This is a genomic window from Edaphovirga cremea (genome assembly GCF_003332275.1).
GTDB lineage: Bacteria > Pseudomonadota > Gammaproteobacteria > Enterobacterales > Enterobacteriaceae > Edaphovirga > Edaphovirga cremea.
This window is the reverse complement of record NZ_QOVA01000006.1, coordinates 91147-117126: the sequence shown is the minus strand read 5'-3', so window position 1 is coordinate 117126 and position 25980 is coordinate 91147. Positions and strand designations below refer to the sequence as shown.

Annotated in this window: 25 protein-coding genes and 1 riboswitch; of the genes, 11 read left to right on the top strand and 14 right to left on the bottom strand. The window is 48.8% G+C overall.

What is annotated here, in order from left to right:
* Positions 1-86: 86 nt before the first annotated feature.
* Positions 87-3377 (bottom strand): Tc toxin subunit A, encoded by a 3291-nt coding sequence (locus DRI82_RS10775; protein WP_170138696.1) that lies wholly within the window; start codon positions 3375-3377, stop codon positions 87-89.
* 962 nt (positions 3378-4339) lie between these two features.
* On the opposite strand from DRI82_RS10775, the gene DRI82_RS10765 reads away from it, so the two are divergent.
* Positions 4340-4732 (top strand): hypothetical protein, encoded by a 393-nt coding sequence (locus DRI82_RS10765; protein WP_114193499.1) that lies wholly within the window; start codon positions 4340-4342, stop codon positions 4730-4732.
* 24 nt (positions 4733-4756) lie between these two features.
* Here DRI82_RS10765 and DRI82_RS10760 read toward each other — a convergent pair whose 3' ends face one another.
* Positions 4757-4981: a DUF2767 family protein gene (locus DRI82_RS10760; RefSeq protein ID WP_114193498.1), complete on the bottom strand. Its 225-nt coding sequence runs from the start codon at positions 4979-4981 to the stop codon at positions 4757-4759.
* A gap of 124 nt (positions 4982-5105) precedes the next feature.
* Positions 5106-5297, bottom strand: coding sequence for a YdfD/YebW family protein (locus DRI82_RS10755; protein WP_114193497.1), 192 nt, complete (start codon positions 5295-5297; stop codon positions 5106-5108).
* A 637-nt stretch (positions 5298-5934) separates the two neighbouring features.
* On the opposite strand from DRI82_RS10755, the gene DRI82_RS10750 reads away from it, so the two are divergent.
* The 6 genes from DRI82_RS10750 (at position 5935) to cspE (ending at position 9788) form a co-directional block, all read left to right on the top strand.
* On the top strand, positions 5935-6174 hold the full coding sequence (locus DRI82_RS10750) for a DUF2766 family protein (protein ID WP_114193496.1): 240 nt from the start codon (positions 5935-5937) through the stop codon (positions 6172-6174).
* A 115-nt stretch (positions 6175-6289) separates the two neighbouring features.
* Positions 6290-6415, top strand: coding sequence for a PhoP/PhoQ regulatory lipoprotein MgrB (mgrB, locus tag DRI82_RS10745; RefSeq protein ID WP_462677104.1), 126 nt, complete (start codon positions 6290-6292; stop codon positions 6413-6415).
* Positions 6416-6509: 94 nt separating this feature from the next.
* Positions 6510-6782 carry a YebO family protein gene (locus DRI82_RS10740; protein ID WP_114193494.1) on the top strand — a complete coding sequence of 91 codons (273 nt, stop codon included), beginning with the start codon at positions 6510-6512 and terminating at the stop codon, positions 6780-6782.
* A gap of 291 nt (positions 6783-7073) precedes the next feature.
* Positions 7074-8060, top strand: a complete 987-nt coding sequence (locus DRI82_RS10735) for an MBL fold metallo-hydrolase (protein ID WP_114193493.1) — start codon at positions 7074-7076, stop codon at positions 8058-8060.
* Positions 8061-9419: 1359 nt separating this feature from the next.
* Positions 9420-9536 (top strand): DUF2627 domain-containing protein, encoded by a 117-nt coding sequence (locus tag DRI82_RS10730; protein ID WP_002211058.1) that lies wholly within the window; start codon positions 9420-9422, stop codon positions 9534-9536.
* Between the two features lie 42 nt (positions 9537-9578).
* On the top strand, positions 9579-9788 hold the full coding sequence (cspE, locus tag DRI82_RS10725; RefSeq protein ID WP_002221949.1) for a transcription antiterminator/RNA stability regulator CspE: 210 nt from the start codon (positions 9579-9581) through the stop codon (positions 9786-9788).
* A 64-nt stretch (positions 9789-9852) separates the two neighbouring features.
* Here the strand turns inward: cspE and pgeF are convergent, their stop codons facing one another.
* Positions 9853-10572 (bottom strand): peptidoglycan editing factor PgeF, encoded by a 720-nt coding sequence (gene pgeF / locus DRI82_RS10720; RefSeq protein WP_114193492.1) that lies wholly within the window; start codon positions 10570-10572, stop codon positions 9853-9855.
* A 157-nt stretch (positions 10573-10729) separates the two neighbouring features.
* Here pgeF and rlmA point away from each other — a divergent pair, with 157 nt between their 5' ends.
* Positions 10730-11551, top strand: a complete 822-nt coding sequence (gene rlmA / locus DRI82_RS10715; RefSeq protein WP_114193491.1) for a 23S rRNA (guanine(745)-N(1))-methyltransferase — start codon at positions 10730-10732, stop codon at positions 11549-11551.
* Between the two features lie 16 nt (positions 11552-11567).
* Here rlmA and mntP read toward each other — a convergent pair whose 3' ends face one another.
* The 5 genes from mntP to manX all read right to left on the bottom strand — a co-directional run bounded on the left by mntP (position 11568) and on the right by manX (position 15793).
* Positions 11568-12137, bottom strand: a complete 570-nt coding sequence (mntP, locus tag DRI82_RS10710; RefSeq protein ID WP_114193693.1) for a manganese efflux pump MntP — start codon at positions 12135-12137, stop codon at positions 11568-11570.
* A gap of 13 nt (positions 12138-12150) precedes the next feature.
* A riboswitch (yybP-ykoY riboswitch) is annotated at positions 12151-12334 on the bottom strand.
* Between the two features lie 220 nt (positions 12335-12554).
* Positions 12555-13013 carry a DUF986 family protein gene (locus DRI82_RS10700; RefSeq protein ID WP_114193489.1) on the bottom strand — a complete coding sequence of 153 codons (459 nt, stop codon included), beginning with the start codon at positions 13011-13013 and terminating at the stop codon, positions 12555-12557.
* A 56-nt stretch (positions 13014-13069) separates the two neighbouring features.
* Positions 13070-13912 (bottom strand): PTS mannose transporter subunit IID, encoded by an 843-nt coding sequence (locus DRI82_RS10695; RefSeq protein ID WP_114193488.1) that lies wholly within the window; start codon positions 13910-13912, stop codon positions 13070-13072.
* A 15-nt stretch (positions 13913-13927) separates the two neighbouring features.
* Positions 13928-14728, bottom strand: a complete 801-nt coding sequence (locus tag DRI82_RS10690) for a PTS mannose/fructose/sorbose transporter subunit IIC (RefSeq protein ID WP_114193487.1) — start codon at positions 14726-14728, stop codon at positions 13928-13930.
* A 93-nt stretch (positions 14729-14821) separates the two neighbouring features.
* Positions 14822-15793: a PTS mannose transporter subunit IIAB gene (manX, locus tag DRI82_RS10685; protein ID WP_114193486.1), complete on the bottom strand. Its 972-nt coding sequence runs from the start codon at positions 15791-15793 to the stop codon at positions 14822-14824.
* 618 nt (positions 15794-16411) lie between these two features.
* Between manX and DRI82_RS10680 the strand changes: the two genes are divergently transcribed.
* Positions 16412-17962 (top strand): TerC family protein, encoded by a 1551-nt coding sequence (locus DRI82_RS10680; protein WP_114193485.1) that lies wholly within the window; start codon positions 16412-16414, stop codon positions 17960-17962.
* 35 nt (positions 17963-17997) lie between these two features.
* Here DRI82_RS10680 and DRI82_RS10675 read toward each other — a convergent pair whose 3' ends face one another.
* A complete protein-coding gene (locus DRI82_RS10675) occupies positions 17998-19593 on the bottom strand; it encodes an EAL domain-containing protein (protein ID WP_114193484.1) in 1596 nt (531 codons plus the stop codon).
* A gap of 769 nt (positions 19594-20362) precedes the next feature.
* Entirely contained in the window at positions 20363-21727 is a 1365-nt protein-coding gene (sdaA, locus tag DRI82_RS10665) for an L-serine ammonia-lyase (RefSeq protein WP_114193482.1), read from the bottom strand.
* A gap of 166 nt (positions 21728-21893) precedes the next feature.
* Between sdaA and DRI82_RS10660 the strand changes: the two genes are divergently transcribed.
* Positions 21894-22094, top strand: coding sequence for a hypothetical protein (locus DRI82_RS10660; protein ID WP_114193481.1), 201 nt, complete (start codon positions 21894-21896; stop codon positions 22092-22094).
* 52 nt (positions 22095-22146) lie between these two features.
* Here the strand turns inward: DRI82_RS10660 and DRI82_RS10655 are convergent, their stop codons facing one another.
* Positions 22147-22716: a CoA pyrophosphatase gene (locus DRI82_RS10655; RefSeq protein ID WP_425452647.1), complete on the bottom strand. Its 570-nt coding sequence runs from the start codon at positions 22714-22716 to the stop codon at positions 22147-22149.
* 2 nt (positions 22717-22718) lie between these two features.
* Positions 22719-24110, bottom strand: a complete 1392-nt coding sequence (gene pabB, locus DRI82_RS10650) for an aminodeoxychorismate synthase component 1 (protein ID WP_114193479.1) — start codon at positions 24108-24110, stop codon at positions 22719-22721.
* A 156-nt stretch (positions 24111-24266) separates the two neighbouring features.
* Here pabB and DRI82_RS10645 point away from each other — a divergent pair, with 156 nt between their 5' ends.
* On the top strand, positions 24267-24449 hold the full coding sequence (locus DRI82_RS10645) for a YoaH family protein (RefSeq protein ID WP_114193478.1): 183 nt from the start codon (positions 24267-24269) through the stop codon (positions 24447-24449).
* A 128-nt stretch (positions 24450-24577) separates the two neighbouring features.
* On the opposite strand, the gene purT is transcribed toward DRI82_RS10645, so the two are convergent.
* The gene (gene purT / locus DRI82_RS10640; RefSeq protein WP_114193477.1) at positions 24578-25756 is read right to left on the bottom strand and encodes a formate-dependent phosphoribosylglycinamide formyltransferase; all 1179 of its coding nucleotides are present in this window, start codon (positions 25754-25756) and stop codon (positions 24578-24580) included.
* Positions 25757-25980: the final 224 nt, after the last annotated feature.

Below are 25980 nucleotides of genomic sequence, written 5' to 3'. Positions count from 1 at the left end.
GTTAATAACGACGCCGGAATTTGCTGGTTGATATCATTAATAAAGTTAACTTCAGCGTTGGTGGCAATGCTGACTTTATTGCCATTTTACAGCAAACCGTAGATCTTGCTGGCGGATAAACCGTGCTGCCTCAGCCAGTCAGCGGCATCGCTGGCGGCCATCAGAATTGACAGAATATCCCCTGGTGCAGCTAATCCTGAATCATCCAGTGCAGAAATCACAGGCACAGCCACCAGCGAACTTAATGCCGAGCCATTACCAATGATCGAAAACAGCGATAAACCTTCTGAAAACGACAGCCCCAGCCAGCGTGGCAGCATCACCAGACGGTAGAATGTTGAAATAACCGCCAGTGAACAGGATAGTTGATTGGCGTTGGTGCCGGGCTGTTTGCTGTAGATAAGATTAGCCAGTAACAGGAACTGCGCTTCGCTGATATCTAGCCCTGCACAAATTTGTTTGACGATACGGGCATCGACTTCCGTCGCTGTCGTCAACGTATAAGTGAAGTCTGTATTGGTAATGGTAAAGGGTGTTTCAAACAATGACGGCGAATTAAATAGTTGATCCAAAAACGGCACGTTAGGTGCAATGGCGTAAGGGGTGATTTCATTGATTGCCGCAGAGAATTCATAGGCATTGATATTGTATTTTTGCTGGAAGTGTTGGAATACGCCGAGGGTTTTTAATCGTATGCTGCTGACATCATTATACATTTTATCCAAAGGATAATAATGCAGCATGTCACTTTTTCCACATGCAGGCTGAATATTAGCAAGTAGGGCATCCCCTTCTTCTTGCGAGAATCCATAGTTCCATAGGGTTATATCATCATAAGAGACGATATAACCTGCTGTTGGCTCAGAGCCATCGTAAGAACAATTAAAAGATAAAGTATCCCCAACCTGACCCGACATGCCATCAGTATACAGGCTTGCGATTATTTCTCCTGTACTATCGGCACAACCAACATAGCAACAATAATAAATAGACTCTACATGGAATGAATATAATAGATGGTACCAGGTATTAGCCGACAAAGTTGCGAAGTCCATACTTCCGCTCCTAAGGACAAATTGCAATGAATTACCTAGGAGAGATAAGTGCGATTCACCATAAGATACTAATACCAAAGCTCCTGAGGAGGAGTCAGCTGATTGAATATTTATCCACATACTGACCGACCAGTCAGGTGTAGTCGATTTTGAAATGTCGTTATTGATATATGCCCATTGTGCGGCTGTGCTATCAAAAGTAATTGCACCATCAAACATACTATTACTTGAAACTGTTGGATTATTTTCAAGTACGAATGGATTTGCCGTTGGACAGGAATCCGGAATATAATTCGCCAGCGGATAGGTCAGTAATTTATCTACCTGATCGTAAGGCAGTTCAAGCCAGCGCTGTAGGCGTGTTATTCTGTTGATGCGATCCATACGAGAATCGGAGAGATTGGTTAGCGAAATGTTATCTCGATTAAGAGGATAATAGTGCTCATATTTGCTTCCATCTGCCGGGAAGTCAGAGCTAATTATAGCTGCTACCTCCTCTTCCTTTAGGCAACTCCAAGCAACAATAATATCATCATATTGTGTTTCAACAAGAATCTTTGGTGTCTTGTATTGGGATCCATAATATTCAAAATTACCCGCGTCATTGAACACCCAGGTATATCCTATATCTGTTGCCGTTGCCATTGAACCGGTTGGATCACCTGAACCATCTGTCGCGAAATCAATATTAATATTTTTCAGTTCGCTTGTTCTAGTACCGTAATAGAGGGTGGCTAATTTTAAATCCTTATCCCAAGTGAATGCAATGTAATACCAGATATTAGTCGAAAGTACATCTGCCGATTTAGTACTTGTCCATGACCCAAGGATATCTTGGCATAGAAGATAAATATTGCCGTTAGTCTTCAATGTGCAACAGAATGTACCGGTTTGACCGTTAATATCAGAGTTGGCAAACAATGGAATCTCATTATCACTGGACAAATGTGAAAATTTCATCCAAAAACCCAAACTAAAGTCATGGGCATCACCATTCATTGTGGCAGCCGCATTACTCGTTGCATCTACATAAGCATAGCTATTGGCGACATTATAAAGAGCAAGACTTTGCCCGAATAGACCTGGTTTACTTGCTGGGGGATGAGTGGTTGAGGCTGTAGCCGGAAACAACAACGGACTATCGTAAGAGGCGTCAGTTACGGGATTCTGGCCACAGTCCTGCTCTTTTGACTGATGAGTAGTAATGATGCTTATTGCTGGCGTCAGGCCATCATTCACAAACACCGAACCGTATACCGAGGGATCAACGGCAATAGGCGTGGCTGGTGGAGTCGCTGTAGGCAAGTAATTCAGTGACTGAATCGCCAGACTGCCGCCCGCATTGGTACTTAGCAGTTGTTCTACCTGGGGTGCCGATAAACCTGTTGCTTGGGCAAATACATCCAATTCAGCCAGTGCGTTATAGTCTGTTGCGGTAATACCAAAGTTTTCAGTATAGAAATCTGTCAAATCTGAGGCTTCTGAGTTATCCGCTTCAGTAACAATGGTCTGCTGCTCAGGGGCTAAATTACTCCCCAACTCCAGCGCAATTCCACTGTTGCCAATGGATAATGACGGTTGGATAAAATAGGGCCAACTGTCATCCACCTGTGAAATCACGTCGCGCAGCGATTGGTAGCAATCATCCAAAGACAGAATGGTTTGTTCATGCGCGTAGTGGTAGGGCAGCAGATTCGGGTAGCGGGTAATCGCCAGCGTTTTGTCCAACGTCGTGGTGGTAGCGATATCTGCCTTAATCACGTTTTCCAGTACCTCATTCACCAATTGCAATGAGGGGATCACCTGATTGATGGCGTTGTCATCCAGCTTGAGAGTGGCGAGATCCGGGCGGCGTTCGGCAAGGGTGATCATGCCCGTACCACCCGCTGTTTTCATCGTACTCTCATAACCCAGAGCCTCATTGTATAGCCAGGTGAGGTAGGACACGGGCGAGTCGTTGGCTTCAGGGGAACTGGCCAGGCAGAATGCCGCCCAGTTGTCATCGAACAGCCCCAGCCAGGTTGGGCCACTTTGTTGCAAAGATTGCAAGCCTGATTGGAAGACCGGCTTGTTCTGGGCGCGGTTTGAAGATTCGTTTTCACGGTACAGGCGACTGATTTGTGTTGCGAAGCCCGTCGCGAGTTCGTACACCGCCGCCGTGTTGTCTCCGAATTGATCGGTATGTTGATTGATGAACTGCTTACGCGGTACGCGAACCACATCGAAAACGGAGTGGTAGCCGGCATCCCGCAGGGTGGTGCTTAATTGATAGACATCTTCTATCTGGGTAATAAAAGGGCTGACAGAATCTTGCTGACTCATGCTGGACATCCTCTGGACGTTATTTGGCTGCTCTGTTTTCGGTGTCAGTGCAGCAGAGTAGGAATAGTGACCTGATTTTTTATCGCGGGTTTACAAAAGCGTAGATGGCTTATCTACTTGCGGAGGGTCATTTTTTGCGTGTTGATATGCTACTTCTTGCACATAGGCTATTTCGGCAAAAACGAGTTTAAGATTTGAAGTAAACATGGTTATAAACTGAGCGTGGCGATAAAGTGGTTTGTATGCTAACCATTAGGCAGGGTAAGTAAAAGATTAATAACATTAAACCGATAGGAATAATGTTATTAAGTTGAAGTGTTGGAGAGTGTATTTAATGTAAATACTTGCTGTTTTCAAGCGGTATCAGAGAGATATATATTTCTTTTGCGCAGTGTTCTTTAATTTCTTTATTACCCGACTGACCCTTTTTCTGGTTATTAGATGAAAGTCTTTTAACATGATGGGTTTTACCGTATTCACCCACCACTGATTTTGCGTATATTCGAATATATCCCCTATATTGAAATTCCTGGTTGTCATCTCTGTAAAAACATAATGACCAAGATGACCAAAAGAGAGGACATAAATACAGATTCCACCGGGAAAGATTTCCTCCTTGATTATAATCGTACCTTGCATAGACTTACCTCGTAAGGCATTACACACCGAGATGGTCGTCATAATAGATTATGCCTTTCTTAAAAACGAACTTTTTAAGAGCGCGATAGGTGTTTTAGGAAAAAACCTGAGAATGGTCGATTTTTGCTTGCACGTAAGCGAATGAAAAACAAACCTGCCCGGTTTGCAGGGAAGGTGTGATTTCGATTCGCTATCTCGCAAAAAGAGTTTTCCACCGATTCTCATTTTTAACCAAATAGTCTGAACTATAATAAGCGAAGCACTTTCGTTCAGATCCCTACGCCAATCTCACTTTTTTACTGAATCTTTAGGACATACAGCAAATGACGACGTTCTTCGTTTTTTATCGGGTCATTCGACAATCACTGATAGCGGCTTTACCGCAATCTATAGAATTCAATGCGGTAGAAACCCTCAATGGCGCATTCGTCAAGGGGTATTTGGGTGAGGAGACACGAGAGTGGCAAATCGATCGCGTGGATAGCAAAGCCGAACCGAGCAGTATTTTTGTGACAGTACCAAACTACGACTACTTTTTTGTCAATGGACAGGGCGATACCATTGAGGATGCCCCCTGGGAGGCAAGGGAACTGATGTCTGATTTCGACGCGACGGTGCATTGGATGGTCGTCAACAGCTATCTCTTTGTGGAGGGTAAGACCTATCTTTTGTTAGAAAAGTGTCTTAAAACGCCAGAGATCGTCATTCCTGAATAAAAGATCGCCAATCGGCGAGGTGCTTCAGTTACATCGGCTCTTTTGACTGCCTTTCATCATATTGATCGCTGCGCCGAGCAGGATCCGGCGCTCCGTTTCCTGCGACTGAACCAGTTGATACTCTAACTGGCTCACCAGCGATTCAGTATTGATAGCATGACCTTCATGGCGCATCTGCATCACGCAATCGCCAATAATCCTGGCAACCTCATCCCATAACGGCTGAATTTCTTTGTCCGAGAACTTCATACATCACCTCGGGTTGTCTAAATTATATTCAATGTGTCTGCTGTAACTTACCTGCTATCGCGTTCCAGTCAACCCCCACCAGATCCTTGAGGTTTCTCTCCCAAGTTATGCGATCTGTCAATTTTCAAAAATCGGCATTTTCATGGGCAGGGGTCCAATAGCTGTCGATGAAATCTTCAATCGGATAACAGGCCGCATGGCGTAAGCGCTGCTCGTCCATCGCCGCCAAACATTGGAGTTCTGTATGGAACGCATCGATGATCAGTTCGTCACAACTGCCACCCAGATAACAAATAGAAAGTACTAAAGCGTACATGTTTCCCTCAACTTGACGTGTTGCCGGCATCCTATCGACTATGGCTTTATTCCTACTCTTCTTCTTACCAAGCCTAGTCGTTATGCGCATTTAGGGTAATTCTGCCTGGTACTTACTCACTTAAAAATAGGATTATCGCTATTGTAGAAACACTCAGAAACATAATTGTTGCATTTTTGTAATTAAATTGTGACTTCATTGGCAAAAAACAACAATAGTTTGTGCCTATTAGAGGAATAGTTGATTTTTGTCACCCTTTTTTTGAGCATTTAGTGTAAGATTTATCCTAATCTCGTTGTGAGAGATACTTGAACTCAGTAGTGTATTCGAGGTAGTTATGTATATATTTCAGTCACCTTTGTCGTATGTCATCTTGAGTTGTTTGGCGTTCTGGTGTGCTGTAGCCTGGCTGGTGGTTACACTGGCAAAATAAATTGCATTTGCAAAATAAATTATATGGGCGAAATAAATTACACTGGCGAAAGAACTGCATAGATAAGTACCAGAAAACCCGCTAAGGCGGGTTTTCTGGTTTTAGCCCTTTCGTACTTGACGTCGCAGGGGGGTGTTAGCTACGCGCACTTACATGCTATTCTCTGCGCGTTTTTTCAAAACGTGTTTACGAGAGGATAGTCCCATGGCAGATATGCTGACGCAAGAGCAAGAGATTGCCTCAGACCTGGTCGCGTGCCAGTTAGTCATCAAGCAAATTCTTGACGTTATCGATGTCATCGCACCGACAGAAGTGCGCGATAAAATGTCGCACCAGCTCAAGAGTATCGACTTCACCAGGAATCCTGCTGCTGCCGATCCGGTCACAAAAAGGGCAATAGAAAAAGCCATTGCATTGATTGATCTGAAGTTTACCCAATCCTAGCGATTGGGGACCTTTATCGACAACCAGTTAAACCCCTGTTTAAGTTAATCCGCGTAATATGGTCGGTTATAGCGATAATCGAGTGGGACCTAACGTTGTGAGGCTAAAGAAAGTATTGACCGTCGTCGCTGTTGTCGCCGCCTGCATGGTGTTTTACCTGCTGGCGCTGAACAGCTATTGCGATCAGGGCGGGAATTTCACCCAGGGTGTCTGTGCCATTACCTCATTTATTCCGTTTTAACGGAAACCGCGAGCGTGGAAAGATCAAGGGCTGTTCACCTGGCGCGGCGGAATGTTAAGATAGCGGCCTGGTTTTTTAAGCAGTAGGGTTGTCAATGTTTGATTTTGGTATGGGTGCAGTGGGTATGGCTTCACTGCTGGTGTCTCTGCTGACTGCGCTTCTTTTTCTGCTGGTCTGGTTTGTGGTGAACCGGGCGAGTGTCAGGGCCAATGAACAGATCCGTTTACTGCAAGAAATTGCGGATCAACAGCGGCGCCAGACTGAATTACTCAGCGCGCTTGTTGACCATGCACGCGGGAAGTCACTGGCTGATCCTGATTCAAAAGATCCTGCGTTTAATTTCCAGGATCTGATCCCCGAGCGCTAATCCTCGTCCCTGCAAGGCGACCTCCCGGGAGTGTCGACGCTATCCGTTTTCCGTCCTATCCTACACCTGAGAGGCAGCGCTTGACGCTGCCGGTTTTGTTGGCGCAAACGGCGCATTACGGTATTCCCTCGTTTTGTAAAGACCGTAACATTGGCTTAACTTTTTCTTGCTGCGCAAAAGCGCAATTAGCGTTAGTTATATAGCTGTGTTTAGAGGTCGATAGCCAAAGTATTGGTATGCCCAAATATTGCTCAATAACGTTGTAAGATAGTAACCAAAGCCGGGGAATCTATGGTCTATAAGAATGAGTTCTATGATGCCAGTAAAGCGCATCATACCCCGCATGGTTTCCAGAACCCGGAACCTGTTGTGCGTAGGGAAGGGGACTTCAAGCGCTGGCAGCAAGAGCGTAAACAACAGGGCCTGCCCAAACCGCCCCAGCAGGGGTATCAGGCATTCATCGAGCAGTGGTGGCAACGCCCGGACTTCAGCGGCGAGCAGGACGCTGTATGGTGGTTGGGTCATGCCTGCCTGTTAGTGCGGGTTGAGGGTTTCTATATTCTTACCGATCCTGCACTCTCAGAGCGTGCATCGCCTTTCTCTTTCTATGGGCCACGCCGTAAAACGCCGGTTGCTGCTGACGTCGATGATTTTCCGCAAATCGATTATGTGATGCTCTCCCATAATCATTATGACCATCTCGACAAGACCACGATCAGGAAGTTGATCGCCCGCTTCCCGAACATTATTTTTCTGGTTCCGTTGGGATTGAAGCGTTGGCTTGAACGGCACGGCGCACGTTATGTGGAAGAACTTGACTGGTGGAATGAGGCGAGACTGGGCGATCTGTCATTCCACTGTGTTCCAGCACGTCACTGGAGCATGCGCACGCCTTGGGACAAAAATCGCTCTCTCTGGTGTGGTTGGGTGATGACTCACCCAAATTTGCGGTTCTATTTCTCGGGAGATAGTGGGTATTCTGAGCAGTTGGCGGAGATCGGCCAGCGCCTTGGCCCTTTTGATATAGCCGCTTTGCCGATCGGTGCCTATGCACCAAGATGGTTCATGGGCCCGCAACATATGGATCCCCAGCAGTCGGCATTGTTCTTCACAGAGCTTAAATGTCGCCGTGCGATTCCTATTCATTGGGGAGTGTTTGAATTGGCGGATGAGTCGCTTGATGAACCACCAGAAATATTACTGGAGGCCCTTGAGCAGCAAAATATCAGCGCTCATGATTTCTGTGCAGTTAAAATTGGTGAACGTATCATCTTTTAAAATCATTTATCGCTGACGTATTTCGCCAGCGATAAATGGTGCTCGCCGCGATGGGAAGTGGAGATGACTCAGGTGTAATTTCACTTTACAGCGCAATCCATCACGTCGTTATCCCCCTTGAATCACCGGAATCCTGCCTGATTTGCCACTGAATGATAATTAATATCATTGAAACCAATAAAAAGGGCGTAAAAGAACAATATTTTTCCCTATGAATGGTAGGGGCATTGACTGACGGGCGACGCTCGAGGCCATGTGAACTGCGGCTCAGGCGAGGAGCCGGCCAAGGGCGCGTTATAGGTATCGGACAAGCCTGCTCAAAGAACAGAGAACTTGGTGAAAATTTTTAACAATCCACAGAGCATGGCATGAAGATGAAAGTTATTTATAAAATATGACTAAAGAAAGTGAAAAATAATATTTAGAGTTCGATGATTTGTGAAATTTATTCTTTTCCTGCCTAAGTAAAATTCTGAAAATACTAAAGAATGACCATCATCACCTTGCGTGGAATCTGTTCTCGTGAAACCACTCGCTATACTTGTTACAACACCTCGTCTGTTATTAATTCGATGCACAACCCCAGTGCAGAAACATAAGTTTAAAGGCGGAGTCGCACCAAGGCAGGGAGATAGTTATTAGTGCTTACTGCATAACCAGTCAAAGATCCTGGATAACAAGTTGTGAAAAGTGAACATTCTTTCCAGTGATGTCTGGTGCCGCTGTCTGCAAAAAATGTTAGGAGAAAGTAGCTTAATCGTTGATGAGCGGCGATTTTATTTCAGCGTGAGTCGCTGATGAATGCGCAAGGTACTCGCAACTGAAGATGACCACTTCTGTCTGCAGTCGACTCAATAAAGAGGTTATCAAGGGGGCAATTTCTGCCCATCCCAGAGCCCAGGCAGAAGCGGTTCTTGCGGTGTCCAGTGAGTCACGACAGTCTAAGTAGGCTTTTATCAAGAAGATATGATCTCCCTCAAGGGCGCGGAAAACCTTGAGCCAGAGTCGTTTTTGCGTTTACGTGCCATGCAGTGCATCAGTAAGCATATCAAATTCCATAATAATTCATCATAAAGTCGATTTTGCTCTTATCTCTGGCAACTAAATGATCAATAATCAATTGAGAGTTGTTATTGCTGTTGTACGTTCAAGGTTATACCGGTTGTGCTGTGCGACCAGAGCGTGAAATACAGAGCAGAAAATTGCATGGCTATCAACTTATTTTAGCGTAAGGGCATGGCCGTAGCGTTTAACCGTTTCAAATATGTGCGACGTGTCCATCACTGATTAAAAATGGCTTGCCATTAATATCAGAGTGTGTGATAACGCATCTGGGTAAAACGAGGTACAGTTCTGTATATGTGTGGCATTTTCAGTAAAGAAGTTCTGAGTAAAGACGTTAGCGTTGAATACCGCTTCTCTGCCGATCCTTATCTTAGTGCCTCAAGCAGTAACGACTCTAGTTTGTCTATGTAACCGCCTACGGGCGATTTAAACAATCCAAAGGAAATACTCAAGATGGCAAAGATTAAAGGTCAAGTTAAGTGGTTCAACGAGTCTAAAGGTTTTGGTTTCATCACTCCTGCTGACGGCAGCAAAGATGTGTTCGTACACTTCTCTGCAATCCAGGGTAACGGCTTCAAAACCCTGGCTGAAGGCCAGAACGTTGAGTTCGAAATCCAAGACGGCCAGAAAGGCCCGTCTGCAGTTAACGTAACTGCAATCTAAGCAGCGTCAGCTGTAAAAAACCCGCCTGAGTGCGGGTTTTTTTGTTTTTGTCTGTCGGGAATCGTTATGGCTGGTGTATCACCAGACCAGAATATTGATTGCGTCCACGGATCCCAGGGTGCATTGGATCTTGTTTTTGCCGGTGGCTGTTGCGTCTGAAGCTGGTGTATTTGAAACGAGGCCCGTTTTCAGGCTCTCCGCTCAGGGTGCAAATTGTACAATGCCCAGCAATATCAACGTCATAAAACCCCAACTGCCGAATCTTGTGGACGGCAACGGCGGATAAGTCCAGATGCCGTTCGCGCGGTGAAATTACCTCAGGGGGAATATCGGGTAACGTTTGCAGAAAAGTATCGACCAGTTCTTCACTCACCTGATAACAGCAACTGCGTGCTGCTGGGCCTATCGATACGACCCAGTCCGCCGTAGAATCGTAATGATTAATCTGATCGGCCATCCTTTCGATAATGCCGTCCAGCAAACCCCGCCACCCCGCATGTACCACGCCGATGCATTTTCCGTCGCGTCGGGAGAAAAGAATGGGCAGGCAATCGGCAGTCAGAACGGCCAACAAAATGCCCGACTGGCGGGTATAAAAACCGTCAGCATCTGCGCAAATCTGACCGGGATGAGTGACCTCGACAATGCGGGTACCATGAACCTGCTTTTTTTCTGCTAGCGTGTGGCGATATTCACTCAGGGAAGCGGGCATTAGCGATCGTTTATCGCCAAATCCATAGCGAAGGGATGGGATGCTGCTCAGAAGAGGGGATTCATCAGTCATAGATAATGTTCGCGTAATGAAGGGTAAAACAGTGTAGGCAAGATCCCGTCACTATGTCCATTCTACCCCTGTGGGCGTTGCAAGGTGAGAAGGGCTTCATTAGACTACGCCGCATTGTCGCTGGCGCTTTCTCGCCACTTTTATTGCGGAAATGAACATGTCTTACCAATGTCCTCTTTGCCATACGCCGCTGGGGCAGCAGAACAATTTTTGGCGCTGCATCAATAACCACCAGTTTGATTGCGCCAAAGAAGGCTATGTGAATCTGATGCCCGTCCAGCATAAACACTCCAAACAACCCGGTGACAGCACAGAAATGATGCAGGCGCGGCGGGCTTTCCTTGATGCGGGCCACTATCAACCTTTACAGCATGAGGTGGCGGCGATACTGGATCGGGTTCTGCCGGTGACGGCTGAAAACCTGCTGGATATTGGCTGTGGGGAAGGGTATTACACCGCGGCGGTGGCGGATCGCGTGCAGAAGGCCAGGCCGGTACAGGTTTTTGGATTGGATGTTGCCAAAGTTGCCATACGTTATGCGGCACGGCGCTATCAGCAGATCAATTTCTGTGTGGCGTCGAGCCATCGCTTGCCTTTCGCCGATCGTTCCCTGGATGCCGTTTTGCGTATTTATGCCCCCTGCAAGGCACAGGAACTGGCGCGAACGGTCAAACCCCTGGGCTATCTCTTGACTGTCGCACCGGCTCCACGCCATCTGTTCCAGCTCAAGCAGGAAATCTACCAGGAGGTGCAATTGCACCCCGAAGCAGACGAAAAACTTGAGGTTTTTACCGTGCTTGAGACCCAAACGCTGAGCTATGAGATGCAACTCACGGGGTTACAGGCGCTGGATTTGCTGCAGATGACGCCATTTGCCTGGCGAGCCAGCGAGGCAACACGCCAGCGTTTAGGCGAGATGAGTGAGTTCAGGTGTGAAACCGATTTTGTGATCAGGCTGCATCAACGTCAGCCTGATTGATAATGGCACTGGGGTATCAGGCCAGATATCCCAGATGTTCTGCAAGAATATTGAAACCAATCCCGATTAATACGACGCCACCGGCTATTTCGGCGCGCTTACCCAGTAACGGGCCGATAAAACGGCCAATCAGCATGCCCAGTGTGGCCATAATCATGGTTGCCAGACCGATTGCCATAGCGGTGTGAATGATATTCACTTGTAGAAAGGCCAGGCCAACGCCGATTGCCATCGCATCCAGACTGGTGGCGACCGCGGTTGTTGCCAGAACGACGAAACTGTGGCTACGGACTTTTGGTTGATCGTCGATGCGACCGCGACAACCTTCGACGATCATTCTCACGCCAAGGATAAACAACAGGGTAAAGGCAACCCAGTGATCCCAGGACATGATGTATTGGCTGGCGAATAGCCCGATTGCCCAGCCAATCAGCGGGGTAATGGCTTCAATTACGCCAAAAATAAGACCGGTGCGGAAAGCTTCACGGAAACGAGGTTTGTGTAGTGTGGCACCTTTACCGATTGACGCGGCAAATGCATCCATTGACATGCCAAAAGCAAGAATGACTGTTGCAGATAAATTCATCATTGGAATAGTCTCAGTTGGGTGGATCCATATACACGCAGTCCGCCCCCAACTTACGGCAGAGTAACGTGCCTATGGTCTCGCCAACCTTTACTGGATGCTCGCACCACGTTTCACTACCTGAAACGAGTATGTTGACACGAGCGTTTCTGAAGCAAATTTACTTCAAAAACCGGCTACTCCCCAATGACGGCGCAACCTTATCATAATATTTCGCTTCCAGACAACAACAAATAACTTATGGATAATTGGATGCAATTGATAATTATTTTCATTTATGATGAGTGCGTTATAAAACGAGGAAATAATCAACATTATTGCTGTGGAAATAATATGCAAATCGATTCTTTCTTCGGTGGAATTAATCATGATATGAAAACTATCCTGATATTGCGGATAAACATAAATTTTCTTAATTCATTGATTTTCAATGAGTAAATTATATATTTTTTGCAAGTCGTCGATGTCACGGACATGGATAAGTAATTTTCTCTTTTCTAATTGTATGACCAGAACCCCGTCCTCGGATAAATTTATACTCTTCATCCGGTCATAGGCAATAAAGGCATTGGCATAAAAAAACCCTTTGGCTTTGAAGAGTAATTTCGGCCAGCGAATAAATGAAATATAAAAAGCGATAAGCGCTAAAGACACCAACAAATAGCTGGTTAATTGTGTACCGTCAGACGTTATATTGTTGTAAAGCAGTATGGCAATTAACCCAACAAAAATCAGGCAGTCCAACTTGTTCTTACGCAACAGGTTCACTCGCAGCAGGGTTTTTCCCTGTAACCTGTCCATGATGAACTCGTCATAAATCGCATACATCAGCATACAGGCAATAAAAATCACTATCGCAACATCAGTAACAGACATCCATCCCTCCGAAATAGAAACGCCGGGAGCAAAGCCCCCGGCGGAAACTGGCACGCTTACAGACCCAGTACACCAATCCAGTACCCGAAGATACCTATCGCAAAGAATCCAATGATGATCCACAACGCGTTGACCTTGCGGCGTAACAGCCACATACAGCCAAAGGTGAGCAGCAACGGAACCAATCCTGGCATCAACTGATCAAGAATGGTTTGGACAGTGGTGACATTGGTGTGCCCGGTTTGGTCGGTTATCCTCGATACCACAAGTGGAATATTCACATGCGTCCACTTGTTGACCAAGGCCCCCATAACAAACAAACCGAGAATCGAGGCACCCTCCGTCATTTTCTGCAAGAAACCGCCGCCCATATCATTAACGATATCGACGCCTTTCTTGTAGCCGTAGGCCACGCCGTAATAACGGGTGAGCAAACGAACCAGGTTAAACAGAACAAAGAACAACAACGGACCGAGCAGACTGCCGTCCATCGCGATACCGGCACCCAGAGCAGCAAATACCGGACGTACGGTACCCCAGAAAATCGGGTCACCCACACCGGCCAGCGGCCCCATCAAACCGACCTTCAGGCCGTTGATGGCGCTGTCGTCGATAGGTGCGCCATTGGCGCGTTCTTCTTCCATTGCCATCGTTACGCCGAGCACAGGTGCTGCAACGTAAGGTTGGGTGTTGAAGAATTCCAGATGGCGTTTGATTGCCTGCTTACGGTCGTCATTATTCTCAGGATACAGGCGACGGATCACCGGTACCATCGAGAAACAAAAGCCGAGAGCCTGCATACGTTCGAAGTTCCACGAGCCCTGGAAAAGGTTCGAGCGCAGAAACACTTCACGGACATCTCCGGGCGTGAGTTTTTTCTCTTTAATGATATCTACCATTTCTCTCACCTTTTCCTAATCGAGTTCGTTATCGAGATCGTTACTACCCGGTGCTGACACTGCCTGACCCTGAGACTTGTTGTATTTCGGGCTAAGCTGGATGTACAACACGGCCATGACGACACCAATCACACCCAAGGCAACCAGGTTGAAGTTGGTGAATGCAGCGGTAACGAAGCCCAGATAGAAGAATGGCATCAGGTAGCCAGCACGCATCATGTTGATAACCATCGCGTAACCAACCACAACGATCATGCCACCTGCGATGTTCAGGCCATTGGTGACCACTTCAGGAATCGAACTGAGCAGGTTGTGGACAACGCTGGTACCCACAGAGATAGCCACGATCACTGCCGGAACAGCAATACGCATTGCCTGCAGGACTAACGCTGAAATGTGGATCCAGGTAATGGCCCGCAAACTCCCACGTTCAGCCGCACTGTCAGCGGCATGCTGGAACGCCACGGTGATGGTACGAACGATGATGGTAAGAACCTGGCCTGCAGCTGCCAGCGGGATCGCCAGTGCAATACCTGCACCGATTGACTGACCGCCAGCAATAACCAGAATGGTAGAAATGATCGAGGCCAGAGCCGCATCGGGTGCCACTGCCGCACCGATGTTCATCCAACCCAGAGCGATCATCTCCAGCGTACCGCCGATGATAATACCGGTTTTCATATCACCCAAAACAACGCCGATCAGCGTACAGGCGACCAATGGCCGGTGGAACTGGAACTCATCCAGGATGGAACCCATCCCGGCGATACATGCAACGATAAAAACCAGCACAATCTGAAGAGTTGTGATCTCCATTGTACTTCTCCTATGAGCGTAGACCTGAGTAAAATAACTGAATCCATGGCAGCGGGAGCCTTGCCTGCCAGAGCACGTTATTTCGATAAGTGATTAATTTAATTTGCTGATCAAATCCATCATTTTAAGTTTGCTGTCGCTGGAAACCTTACGGACTTCCAGTTCAATTCCGCGCGCATCAAGCTTTTTAAACGCTTCAATATCTTTCTCGTCTACGGATACCGCATTGTTCACCTGCGTTTTACCCTGGCGGAATGCCATCCCCCCAATATTTACCGTAGTGATATTTACGCCGTCCTCAACCAGACGAACGACATCGGTCGGATTGGTAAAAAGCAGCATCACTTTGTCATTGGCATATTTGGGATTGTTGTAGACGCGAATGGCTTTCGCGACGTCAACAACGTGGGCGGTCACTCCCGGAGGTGCAACCTGGGTCAGCAGGGTCTTCCTTACGTGGTCGGCGGCAACTTCATCACTGACCACAATAATGCGGTTTACATTGGTCTCTTTGGTCCAGCGGGTAGCGACCTGACCATGAATCAGGCGGTCATCGATACGTGCAAGGCCGATCTTCATATGATCCTCAGGACCGGTAGGTTTAGCGGCGACAGCCGCTTTCGGCGCGGGTGTACTCTGTTGCGCCACGGGCTTATCACTCTCGACGTCTGGCGTTTTGAGTGCCTTGACGCCAACGCGGCCGGTTTCTACAGCAATGGCAACCAACTCCGCAAACGTGGGGTTGTCGTCACGCGCCATAAAGGTTTCCGCCAGCATAGGAATGTTAACTCCAGTGACGACCTCATAATTATCTTTATCCACCACAATACGGCTGGCGGCATTAAAAGGACTTCCTCCCCATGTATCAACCAGGAACAGCACCCCTTGCGCGGTGTCGAGCCCAGTCAGTTTGCCGTTGTATTTCTCAATAAGCGTTTCAGCGTTTTCGCCGGGAACGAATTCGATAGTGGCAACGTTCTTTTGTTCACCCAGTATCATTTCCGCTGTTTTAAGCAACTGTTCAGCTGCCCACCCGTGAGTGCCGATGATGATAGCAATACTCACTCGCGACCTCCTTTGTTAACCCGAAAAAGAGTTAATGCACATGAATACAGTGGCTGAGGATTTTTCCCGTATCGGCGGGAAAAACTCAGTCACCTTCATTATGGTTGGGAAAAATAGATTCATCCTTGAAATACCCGTATATCAACAAAAAATCTCATGAATTGAATCAGGAATATGCATCAGTTCACGCCCGTTGATGTTATTTATTTTAGTGCGTGAAAAAATAAATTTTGTGACCCGGCTCCGTTATTAAGCGTCAATTTATGTGTTGCGGTATTGTTTGCAGAATTAAACGCCAAAAGTGTTACAGATTCATGCCAGACGTAAAAAAAACTCTCTTTGAAAGCGAAATAAATCCTGATACAGTAATTACCTCATTAATAACAAAGGAGTAAAGGGCCTCAGCCCTCCCCATGGACTGTCACCGAAGTCGCTGTTTTTCATCAGGTAATCCATCGCGCAACCTGACTGGCTTGTGCAATGTTCTGGTTACCGCATCGCTGTATACCACACTCAATTTTTCTTTCATCGCTGGCACATTGCTGCACAGGCGTCGCGTTTCTGCGTCTGAAAAGGCAATTATTTCTGCTACAACCTATTCATATAACGGAGTCTGACATGGAATTTTTGCTGGACCCCTCGATCTGGGTCGGTTTGCTCACGCTGGTCATGCTCGAAATCGTACTGGGTATCGACAACCTGGTATTTATTGCTATCCTTGCTGATAAACTTCCGCCAAAACAAAGAGATAAGGCGCGTATCATCGGGTTGTCCCTGGCGTTGATCATGAGGCTGGGCCTACTGTCATTAATATCGTGGATGGTGCGTCTGACAACGCCACTGTTCAGCATCGCTAATTTCAGTTTCTCAGGCCGCGATCTCATTTTATTGCTGGGTGGACTTTTCCTGTTGTTCAAAGCCACCACCGAATTACATGAGCGGCTGGAAGGGCATGATGAACATGGGGATAGCAACCGGGGTTATGCCAGCTTTTGGGCGGTTGTCGCGCAAATTGTAGTGCTCGACGCGGTGTTCTCACTCGATGCGGTGATTACTGCCGTAGGGATGGTGGATCAGTTGGCGGTGATGATGACGGCGGTGGTGATCGCGATGGGGGTCATGTTACTGGCGTCCAAATCGTTGACTCGCTTTGTTAACGCACACCCGACCGTTGTGGTGCTCTGTTTGAGTTTCCTGCTGATGATCGGGTTGAGCCTGGTGGCTGAAGGCTTTGGTTTCCACATTCCGAAGGGTTATCTGTATGCGGCCATCGGTTTCTCGGTGCTGATAGAACTGTTCAACCAGATTGCCCGACGCAATTTTCTCAAGAATGAATCCCGTCGTCCGTTACGTGCGCGTACAGCCCAGGCGATCCTTGGCCTGATGGGAGGAACGCGTCAGACGAATGAAGATGAGGGAAGTCAGCAACATGAGAAAAATGACGAGACCTTTGCCGAAGAAGAGCGCTATATGATCAGCGGTGTGCTGACGCTGGCTTCCCGTACTTTACGCAGCATCATGACACCTCGCACGGAAATTTCCTGGGTCGACAGCGATCGATCGCCGGAAGAGATTCGGTTGCAATTGCTGGATACGCCGCACAGTTTATTCCCTGTCTGCCGCGCCTCACTGGATGACGTCGTCGGTGTGGTGCGGGCAAAAGACCTGCTGGTGGCGTTGGAAAGGGGCGAAGATATCGTCGCTTTTGCTGAACAGACTCCGCCAATTATTGTGCCGGAAACCATGGACGTCATTAATTTGCTGGCAGTATTGCGCAGGGCGAAAGGGCGACTGGTGGTGGTCAGCAATGAATTCGGCGTTATTCAGGGGTTGGTTACGCCATTGGACGTGTTGGAAGCCATTGCGGGTGAATTCCCGGATGAAGATGAAACGCCCGATATTATCCCCGACGGCAAAGGTTGGCTGGTAAAAGGTGGGGCGGATTTGCACTCCCTGGAGCAGGCCCTGAATTGTACCGGCCTGGTCAGTCCGTCATCGGATTATGCATCCCTTGCAGGCTATCTGCTGTCGCATGCGGGGCAGATGCCCGAAGTGGGTGAGGTTTTTGAACTGCATCAACTTCGATTTATCGTGCGTGAAGTGTCGGAGTATCGTATCGATTTAGTCTATATCGAGAAAATAGTGACCGAAGAACACGACGACGAATAAGTAGAGTGAGTAGTGCTTCTTAACACCACGACAAATTACCGTGGATCGGCTTCGATCCACGGTTTACCAGCCTTGAAACGGTTCTCCCGCTCGTAACTTTCAAGCCAGGTAGGGAAGAATTGCATCGACATGGGTCTGGCGAAATAGTAGCCCTGTAATGCGTTGACTTCCCGTTCCCGCAAATAATTAGCCTGTTCTGCGGTCTCCACCCCTTCAGCAACCAGTTTCAATTTCAAGCGATGCGCCAAAGTGATAATGGTGTCGGTCACTGTTGCATTGACTGCGTCCGTGCCAATCGCGGCAGTAAACGCCTGATCGATTTTCAGCACGTCCGGGTTCAATGTTTTCAGGTAGCTCAGCGAGTTATGGCCAGTGCCAAAATCGTCTATTGCCAATAAAATGCCGAGCTGTTTGAGCTGATGGATTTGCTCGGAATCGATATTCCCCAGCGTGGTCCGTTCCGTCAGTTCGAGCATCAACGAAACAATCGGCTTGGCGGGCAGCCAAATGCTGCGCACATCCTCAAGAATGCGCTGGTCGGTGAAATGTTGCGCGGCGACATTTATGCCGACGTAAAATTCTGGCGTCTGTGGAAAGAGCAGCAGATTTTCGGCCACATTTTTCATGAGGTAGCGAGTCAGCGGAATAATCAGCCCGTGTTGTTCGGCCAGCGGAATGAAAATATCCGGCGGTACCCAACCATGTCGGCGACTTTTCCAGCGCATCAGGGTTTCGACACCAATGCATCTGCCACTTTGGCTCTGGATTATGGGTTGGCAGAAAACCTCAAATTCACGTTGTGCTATCGCATGGCTGATGGGATGCGCCAGACTCATCCTGCTGCCAGCGACCAGATAAATCGCTGTCGCCGCCAACAGACTCAGCAGCATCGAAAGCGCCAGGTGTTCTGACAACTGGGACAGCGCCAATGAGGAGGCGGTGGGACCGAAGATGGAAATGGAGTAAGGATAAAGTGATGAATGATGGACAACTTGCGGTGAGAGAGTTTCTGGGCTGGTCAAAACCTGATGGTTGGCGTATTCAAGACTGCTGTTCATCACGTTCAACTTCACCTGCTCTGCAAACGGAAGTTTGGGCTCAAGCAGAAAATCTGACAATAATTCGATATTGAAAATATACAGTCGACCATTGGAATTATCGCTCCCCAAGGGTTTCCATAACATGAGCAGTGGTGCGCCTTTCTTTATTGTTGTCGCCGTGCGCAACGCCAACCGGTTATTGCCGCTTTGCAGTTCGGGCAGTGTTTGATTGAAATCTTTCCCGATGTCACCGTTCAGACTGGAGCAGGTAATAATACCATCTTTAACCACGGTGATTGAACGCAGCGTCTGTAGCCTGGCGACTTGCTGGCGAAGCTGTGGCTGAATTTGATCGCAGTCCATACCGTAGTAATTATCATAGGCAAAAGGAATACGATCGACGGGTGCCAGGAGCTTGTCCAATTTGTCGACAGTATGTAGGGCAATCTGGTGCTGCATGTTTTTAATGTTCTTCGTTTCTTCGTAAAAACGCAGGGCCAGGGTGATTATCAGTGTCAGTAAACCCACGCCAATTGCCAATGCCCAGCGATAATAGCGGTATTTTGCAACGGCCTGGTTGGACATCAGCATAGTGCCAATCCTTTCAATTGGGTGCAGATAACCGCAAACGGGTTAAATCTCCATGTTTATGATATTAGATGCAAATTACGTCTGCGTGTTGGTGCTACTCCTTTACTACCCAAAATATTCCGGGTCACAGTCTACTGCCCAGCATTTTGAATGCATGACGGGTATGTAGATCATAGCGTGAATTAAACAAGTAACAGGAAAGATGAATAAGCAGTACTGAACGGTCAAAAGCAGCATGCAGCATTTTTGCGTGTTTTAGCAATACCCAAGAAGTTAACAGTGAAAAATAAATGAAGGATAGCAGCGAGTTGCTGAATTTTTATGCGGATGAATGAAAAGTAAAAGACCCATTTTGCTGGGCAGGTAACGTTGCAGCAAACGGCGCTGCAACGTCATCCTAGCAAGAAATACCCAAGTAATTGGCGTTGCAGCCAGGCAGCAAACGCACGAATCCCGATGAGCTGACATCAGTCAGTGATTCGGGTAAGTGAGAGCGGTTAATTGTGCGGCAACGTTATATCGGCAAATACCCAAGTAATTGGCGTTGCAGCCAGGCAGCAAACGCACGAATCCCGATGAGCTGACATCAGTCAGTGATTCGGGTAAGTGAGAGCAGTTAATTGTGCGGCAACGTTATATCGGCAAATACCCAAGTAATTGGCGTTGCAGCTAGGCAGCAAACGCACGAATCCCGATGAGCTGACATCAGTCAGTGATTCGGGTGAGCGAGTGCCGCTAACAACGCTGCAACGCCAAGTACGCCGGGTATTTAGTCGCACTGGACCTTGATGGCCAAACCCCCACGCGACGTCTCGCGATATTTCGCGTTCATGTCTTTGCCCGTTTCGTACATGGTTTCTATGACCTTATCAAGAGATACGCGAGGTTCACTGGTACGACGCAACGCCATTCGCGCGCTGTTAATCGCTTTTACAGAGGCGATGGCATTGCGTTCAATGCACGGCACCTGAACCTGACCAGCGACCGGATCGCACGTCAGACCCAGATTATGTTCCATCCCGATCTCTGCTGCGATACAGACTTGCTCTGGACTGCCGCCAAGCAGTTCGGCCAAGCCTGCGGCCGCCATGGAACACGCGACGCCAACTTCACCCTGACAACCGACTTCTGCGCCAGAGATTGACGCATTCATTTTGTACAAGGTACCGATGGCACCGGAGGCCAGAAAATAACGAATATAGATATCGGGTGAGACCGACTCAATGAAATGGTCGTAGTACGCAAGCACGGCTGGAACAATCCCGCATGCACCGTTGGTGGGCGCAGTCACGACACGGCCACCGGCCGCATTTTCCTCGTTGACGGCCAGGGCATACATGTTGACCCAGTCAATAACATTCATCGGATCGCTGGAGAGTTTGTCTGACGACACCAGCAGACGGCGCAGGGCTGAGGCACGACGCGGCACCCGCAACGGCCCCGGCAGCACGCCTTCGGTGTTCAGGCCACGATCGATACAGGCACGCATGGTTTTCCAGATATTGCCGAAATAGACCTCGATTTCAGCTTTACTGTGCAGCGCCAGCTCGTTTTTCATCACCATACCAGACAGTGACAAGCCGGTTTGCTTGCAATGGGCGAGCATCTCTTTCGCCGAGTTGAAGGCATACGGCACGTTAACGTCCGTCTCTTCTGCTTTACCAAAATGCTCTTCATCCACGATGAAACCACCGCCGATGGAATAATAGGTTTTGCTGAACACTTTCTTGTCGCCAGCAAATGCATGGATTTGCATGCCGTTTTCATGCAGCGGCAGGTTGCCGCTGCGGAAAATCATGCCGCTGTCGCGCGGGAAGTCGACTTCGTGCTGTCCGTTCGCCAGCAGCAAGCGCTGACGATTCTCCACATCACGGATGAATTCAGGTATGGCATCAATTTCAACGGTATCGGGCATATTGCCCGCCAGACCAAGAATAATCGCGATGTCGGTATGGTGACCTTTGCCGGTCAATGACAGGGAGCCGTAGACATCTACCGCTACCCGCGTGATCGAGGACATAAGCCCTTGATTTACCAAATCGTCGACAAATTGTTTGCCGGCTTTCATCGGCCCAACTGTGTGGGAACTCGACGGGCCAATACCGATCTTGAACATGTCGAAAACGCTAATCACGCTATAACTCCTTGAGGCTGCTGCTGTGCAAAAAATAAGCACAGGTATTGACTGTTATTGTAGTTGGGAGGCTCCGTAAAGATCCTCTTTTTCACATGACATTAACTAATGGCTGAGAACAATTTATTTCATGCCAGTTGCTGAATCAGAATAGGGAGAGCTGACGTTGATCCTCAGTATTAATTCTTTACGCCTGATGATTTTTTATCCGAAAGCCCATTATGCTGCCGCTGAAAGGTCTTTTCAGACCACGCCCAGAGGTGGTCAAGACCGATTGGCACAAAGAGTAACGAAAAAAGGTAAAAAATACGGTGATGAGGATCGCTATATAGGTATTTTAGCAGAGATAAATAGGGGAAAACAGTGAATACACCTTATCGAATACTGGTTATTGGTTGATTTTTGTCTTATTTCACTGCCTAAGCGACGTGCATGGAGAGCTGACGGATGATTCCGGCAGTCAGGCCCCAGACAAACTGCTGTTGGTACCAGCTCAGATAGATCCGATGGTGTATGCCGCGTCTTTCAATATCCAGCGCGGTGTAGCGGGAAAGACGCAGCGCTTCCTGCAGTGGCATTTCAAACAGATCCGCGACTTCATCTTCATTGGCGAAGAATTGCGTATCACAAGGAATCAGACCAATAACGGGGGTCACCTGGAATCCGGTACTGCTGTCAATGGGCGGCAACGTGCCGATCACCCGCACTTTCTGCGGTGGGATCGCGACTTCTTCCTGCGCTTCACGCAGAGCCGTAACGATCAATGAACCGTCTTCTTTGTCGGCCATACCGCCGGGGAAGGCCACCTGCCCAGCATGCTTGCGCAGGCCATCTGACCGCCGAGTCAGCAGCAGCGTCGGTTCATCACGGCAGATTATTGGTATCAGCACAGCAGCCTGGCGGGCGTTATGTGAAATCACGCTGCGAATGGGCTGTTGCAACTGAAAGCGGGTGATGAAATCGTTCAGTGAAAAATCGGTGTTTGCCATACTCATGAGGATGTGGACTCTCCAGATGTTTGCGGAGCCAACAGCGGTAAAATCCGCGCAACTTTATCAAAGGTTTCCTGATATTCCGCGTCTTCTTCACTGTCTGCGACAATACCACCACCGGCCCAGCAGTAAATTTTGCCACGCTCAGTTAACAGTGTGCGAATGGTGATGTTGGTATCCATAGTGCCACAGGCGCTGATGTAACCGATACTGCCGCAGTAGGCATTGCGCCGCTGTGGTTCGAGCTGTTCGATAATCTCCATCGCCCGGACTTTGGGGGCGCCGGTGATTGAGCCGCCAGGGAAACAGGCCCGCAGCAATTGACTGGCGTGACAGTTGTCGGGCAGTGTTGCCGTGATGGTACTTACCAAATGGTGAACCGCCGGAAAAGGTTCGACAACAAATAATTCTGGCACACGTACAGTGCCTGGAACAGCCACGCGACCAATGTCATTGCGCAATAAATCGACAATCATCAGGTTTTCGGCTCGATCTTTTTCGGAGGCTGCCAGTTTGGCTGCCTGCGCCGCGTCGGCTTGCGCATCAGCCAGACGGGGTAAAGTGCCTTTGATGGGGCGGGTTTGTACCTGATGATTTTCCAACCAGAGAAAACGTTCCGGGGAAACACAGATGACGGCGTTTTCCGGCAGGCGCAGAAAAGCGGAGAAGGGGGCGCGATTGCTGGCGCTGAGGCGCAGGAATGCTTGCCATTCATCGCCATGGTACTGCGCGCAAAAGCGCTGCGCCAGATTGATCTGGTAGCAATCACCGCTGTGTAGCCAGGCCTGAACCTGACGGAATTTTTCGCCATACTCCTGACGATTCATATTGGGCAACCATGCGCTGTCCAGCGCAAAGTCAGCGGGTTCTGCCGCCGATGCATGGCTCTCCAGCCACGCCAGGCGCTGCTCGATATCGCCATGGCAAACCAGGGTCAGGCGCTGCAGGTGGTGATCGGCGATCAACGCCCAGTCGTAGAAACCCACAGCCATATCCGGCGCGTGAATATCCTGCTGCGCATATTCGGGGAGCCGCTCAACCCGACGGGCCAGATCGTAACCAAACAGGCCCAGTGCGCCCCCCAGAAAAGGCAGATCCTTATGCGGATCGCTGGTGATATCCAGTTTATCGAGCTGTTGCTGTAATAGCGCAAAAGGATCGGCGTCGCTGAGTTGTTTGCCGCTGCTGTCATCAATCGTGCTGGTCTGACCGTGAACGGTCAGCGTTATTCGCGGATCGGCGACCAGAATGTCAAACCGGTTGTGTGAATGTTCAGCGTGGCCCGAGTGGAGCAACATCGCCCAGGGCAGCGAAGAGATGGCCGCAAAACGGCTAAGGAGAATATCGGAACAATAAGGAAGAGAGCGAAAAACCGGAATATGTGCGTGCATGCTGTTGATAAATCTTCTCGGATAACCAGTGTAAAAGAGACGTTGCGCTGCGGCAGTACAGGGTAAACAGACTAACATAGTTTTGGCGTTGCGGGGACAGTAGGCCATTTTGCCAATAGCGGGTATACTGGCCGACCTTACAGTAGGAGATGCTCAATGCTAGCCGGTATGCCTTCACTTTCGCATCAGGAGCAGCAAGACGCTGCCGACCGAATTCACCATTTGATGGAACAGGGGATGAGCAGCGGAGAAGCGATCGCTACCGTTGCCGAAGAGATTCGCACCTTGCACAAGGACGATCGGGTTACGGTGCTGTTTGATGATGATGACGACGAATAACACCCGTCTCAGCCAATGCACGATAATTCAGGGCGCAAAATAATTTGCGCCCTGAATGTTTTTATCGGAATGCCTGTTTTTATCAGCAGATTGTTTTTATCAGCAGATCGTTTTTATCCGCAAACCGCTTAACCAGTGACGGTCACTGATGCCGCCGCCTGTTTGGCATCTTCCACTGCGTGCTCAACGCTGTCAGCAATCGCCAGCGCCACACCCAGTCGACGCTTTCCTGCAATCTCGGGTTTGCCAAACAGTCGCAGCTGGTTGTAACCCGTAAGCGCGTTTTCAAGACCACTGAATTGAATATTCGAACTGGTCAGCTCGGGCAGAATCACCGCCGAAGCGGATGGGCCAAACTGGCGGATTTTTCCTATCGGCAGGCCGAGGAAGGCGCGAACATGCAGGGCAAACTCTGACAGATCCTGCGAGATCAGCGTCACCATGCCGGTATCGTGTGGGCGCGGTGAAACTTCGCTGAATATCACGTCATCACCACACACAAACAGCTCCACACCAAACAGACCATGACCACTCAGCGCAGTGACCACCTGCGCGGCAATTTCCTGCGCCCGTGCCAGCGCCAGATCGCTCATCTGCTGCGGTTGCCACGATTCGCGGTAATCCCCCTCTTCCTGACGGTGGCCGATCGGCGCGCAGAAGTGAATCCCGTCGATGGCGCTGATCGTCAACAGCGTGATCTCGAAATCGAAATGCACCAGACCTTCGACAATGACTTTTCCTCCGCCAGCCCGTCCGCCTTGCTGCGCATAATTCCATGCGTCAAGCAGTTGCTCTTGGCTGCGAATCAGGCTCTGGCCTTTACCCGAAGAGCTCATGACGGGTTTGATAATGCAGGGATAGCCAATTTCAGCCACAGCTTGGTGGAAAGCGGATTCACTGTCGGCAAAACGGTAGCTGGACGTAGGCAATTGCAGCGTTTCTGCTGCCAGACGACGTATTCCTTCGCGATTCATCGTCAGTCGGGTCGCCTGCGCGCAGGGAACCACGTTATGGCCCTGTTGCTCCAGTTCAACCAGCATATCGGTGGCGATGGCTTCTATTTCAGGAACGATGAAATCCGGGCGCTCCAACTCGATTAATGATTTCAGCGCGTCGCCGTCCAGCATATTGATCACATGACTGCGGTGAGCAACGTGCATGGCCGGTGCATCGGCATAGCGATCGACGGCAATGACTTCCAGCCCAAGACGTTGACACTCGATAGCCACTTCTTTGCCCAACTCGCCAGAACCCAAGAGCATCACGCGGGTCGCGGCAGGGCGCAGGGCGGTTCCAATCATTAACATAATTTCGTACCTGAGTAGATGTGAGAAAATCGCATGTATAAACGGGCGGCATTATAGCGGAAAACAGCAACGAAAACGATTGCGCAGTTGGGGAAATCAAAGGGGAATTCATCGTGGGAACATTAGCGTGTGACGTAAAAAACCGGCTTTTTTAGCGGTGGCGCACGCTGTTTAAGACGTCAAACCTGCTCTCTGCTATTATGCCGGGCATTACACAGCGTTTA

Excerpts from the sequence above, each read along its gene's own strand:
- DRI82_RS10775 (WP_170138696.1), bottom strand. The coding sequence starts at position 3,377 with ATGAGTCAGCAAGATTCTGTCAGCCCTTTTATTACCCAGATAGAAGAT.
- DRI82_RS10765 (WP_114193499.1), top strand. The coding sequence starts at position 4,340 with ATGACGACGTTCTTCGTTTTTTATCGGGTCATTCGACAATCACTGATA.
- DRI82_RS10760 (WP_114193498.1), bottom strand. The coding sequence starts at position 4,981 with ATGAAGTTCTCGGACAAAGAAATTCAGCCGTTATGGGATGAGGTTGCC.
- DRI82_RS10755 (WP_114193497.1), bottom strand. The coding sequence starts at position 5,297 with ATGTACGCTTTAGTACTTTCTATTTGTTATCTGGGTGGCAGTTGTGAC.
- DRI82_RS10750 (WP_114193496.1), top strand. The coding sequence starts at position 5,935 with ATGGCAGATATGCTGACGCAAGAGCAAGAGATTGCCTCAGACCTGGTC.
- DRI82_RS10740 (WP_114193494.1), top strand. The coding sequence starts at position 6,510 with ATGTTTGATTTTGGTATGGGTGCAGTGGGTATGGCTTCACTGCTGGTG.
- DRI82_RS10735 (WP_114193493.1), top strand. The coding sequence starts at position 7,074 with ATGGTCTATAAGAATGAGTTCTATGATGCCAGTAAAGCGCATCATACC.
- DRI82_RS10730 (WP_002211058.1), top strand. The coding sequence starts at position 9,420 with ATGTGTGGCATTTTCAGTAAAGAAGTTCTGAGTAAAGACGTTAGCGTT.
- cspE (WP_002221949.1), top strand. The coding sequence starts at position 9,579 with ATGGCAAAGATTAAAGGTCAAGTTAAGTGGTTCAACGAGTCTAAAGGT.
- pgeF (WP_114193492.1), bottom strand. The coding sequence starts at position 10,572 with ATGACTGATGAATCCCCTCTTCTGAGCAGCATCCCATCCCTTCGCTAT.
- rlmA (WP_114193491.1), top strand. The coding sequence starts at position 10,730 with ATGTCTTACCAATGTCCTCTTTGCCATACGCCGCTGGGGCAGCAGAAC.
- mntP (WP_114193693.1), bottom strand. The coding sequence starts at position 12,137 with ATGAATTTATCTGCAACAGTCATTCTTGCTTTTGGCATGTCAATGGAT.
- DRI82_RS10700 (WP_114193489.1), bottom strand. The coding sequence starts at position 13,013 with ATGTCTGTTACTGATGTTGCGATAGTGATTTTTATTGCCTGTATGCTG.
- DRI82_RS10695 (WP_114193488.1), bottom strand. The coding sequence starts at position 13,912 with ATGGTAGATATCATTAAAGAGAAAAAACTCACGCCCGGAGATGTCCGT.
- DRI82_RS10690 (WP_114193487.1), bottom strand. The coding sequence starts at position 14,728 with ATGGAGATCACAACTCTTCAGATTGTGCTGGTTTTTATCGTTGCATGT.
- DRI82_RS10680 (WP_114193485.1), top strand. The coding sequence starts at position 16,412 with ATGGAATTTTTGCTGGACCCCTCGATCTGGGTCGGTTTGCTCACGCTG.
- DRI82_RS10675 (WP_114193484.1), bottom strand. The coding sequence starts at position 19,593 with ATGCTGATGTCCAACCAGGCCGTTGCAAAATACCGCTATTATCGCTGG.
- DRI82_RS10655 (WP_425452647.1), bottom strand. The coding sequence starts at position 22,716 with ATGGCAAACACCGATTTTTCACTGAACGATTTCATCACCCGCTTTCAG.
- pabB (WP_114193479.1), bottom strand. The coding sequence starts at position 24,110 with ATGCACGCACATATTCCGGTTTTTCGCTCTCTTCCTTATTGTTCCGAT.
- DRI82_RS10645 (WP_114193478.1), top strand. The coding sequence starts at position 24,267 with ATGCTAGCCGGTATGCCTTCACTTTCGCATCAGGAGCAGCAAGACGCT.
- purT (WP_114193477.1), bottom strand. The coding sequence starts at position 25,756 with ATGTTAATGATTGGAACCGCCCTGCGCCCTGCCGCGACCCGCGTGATG.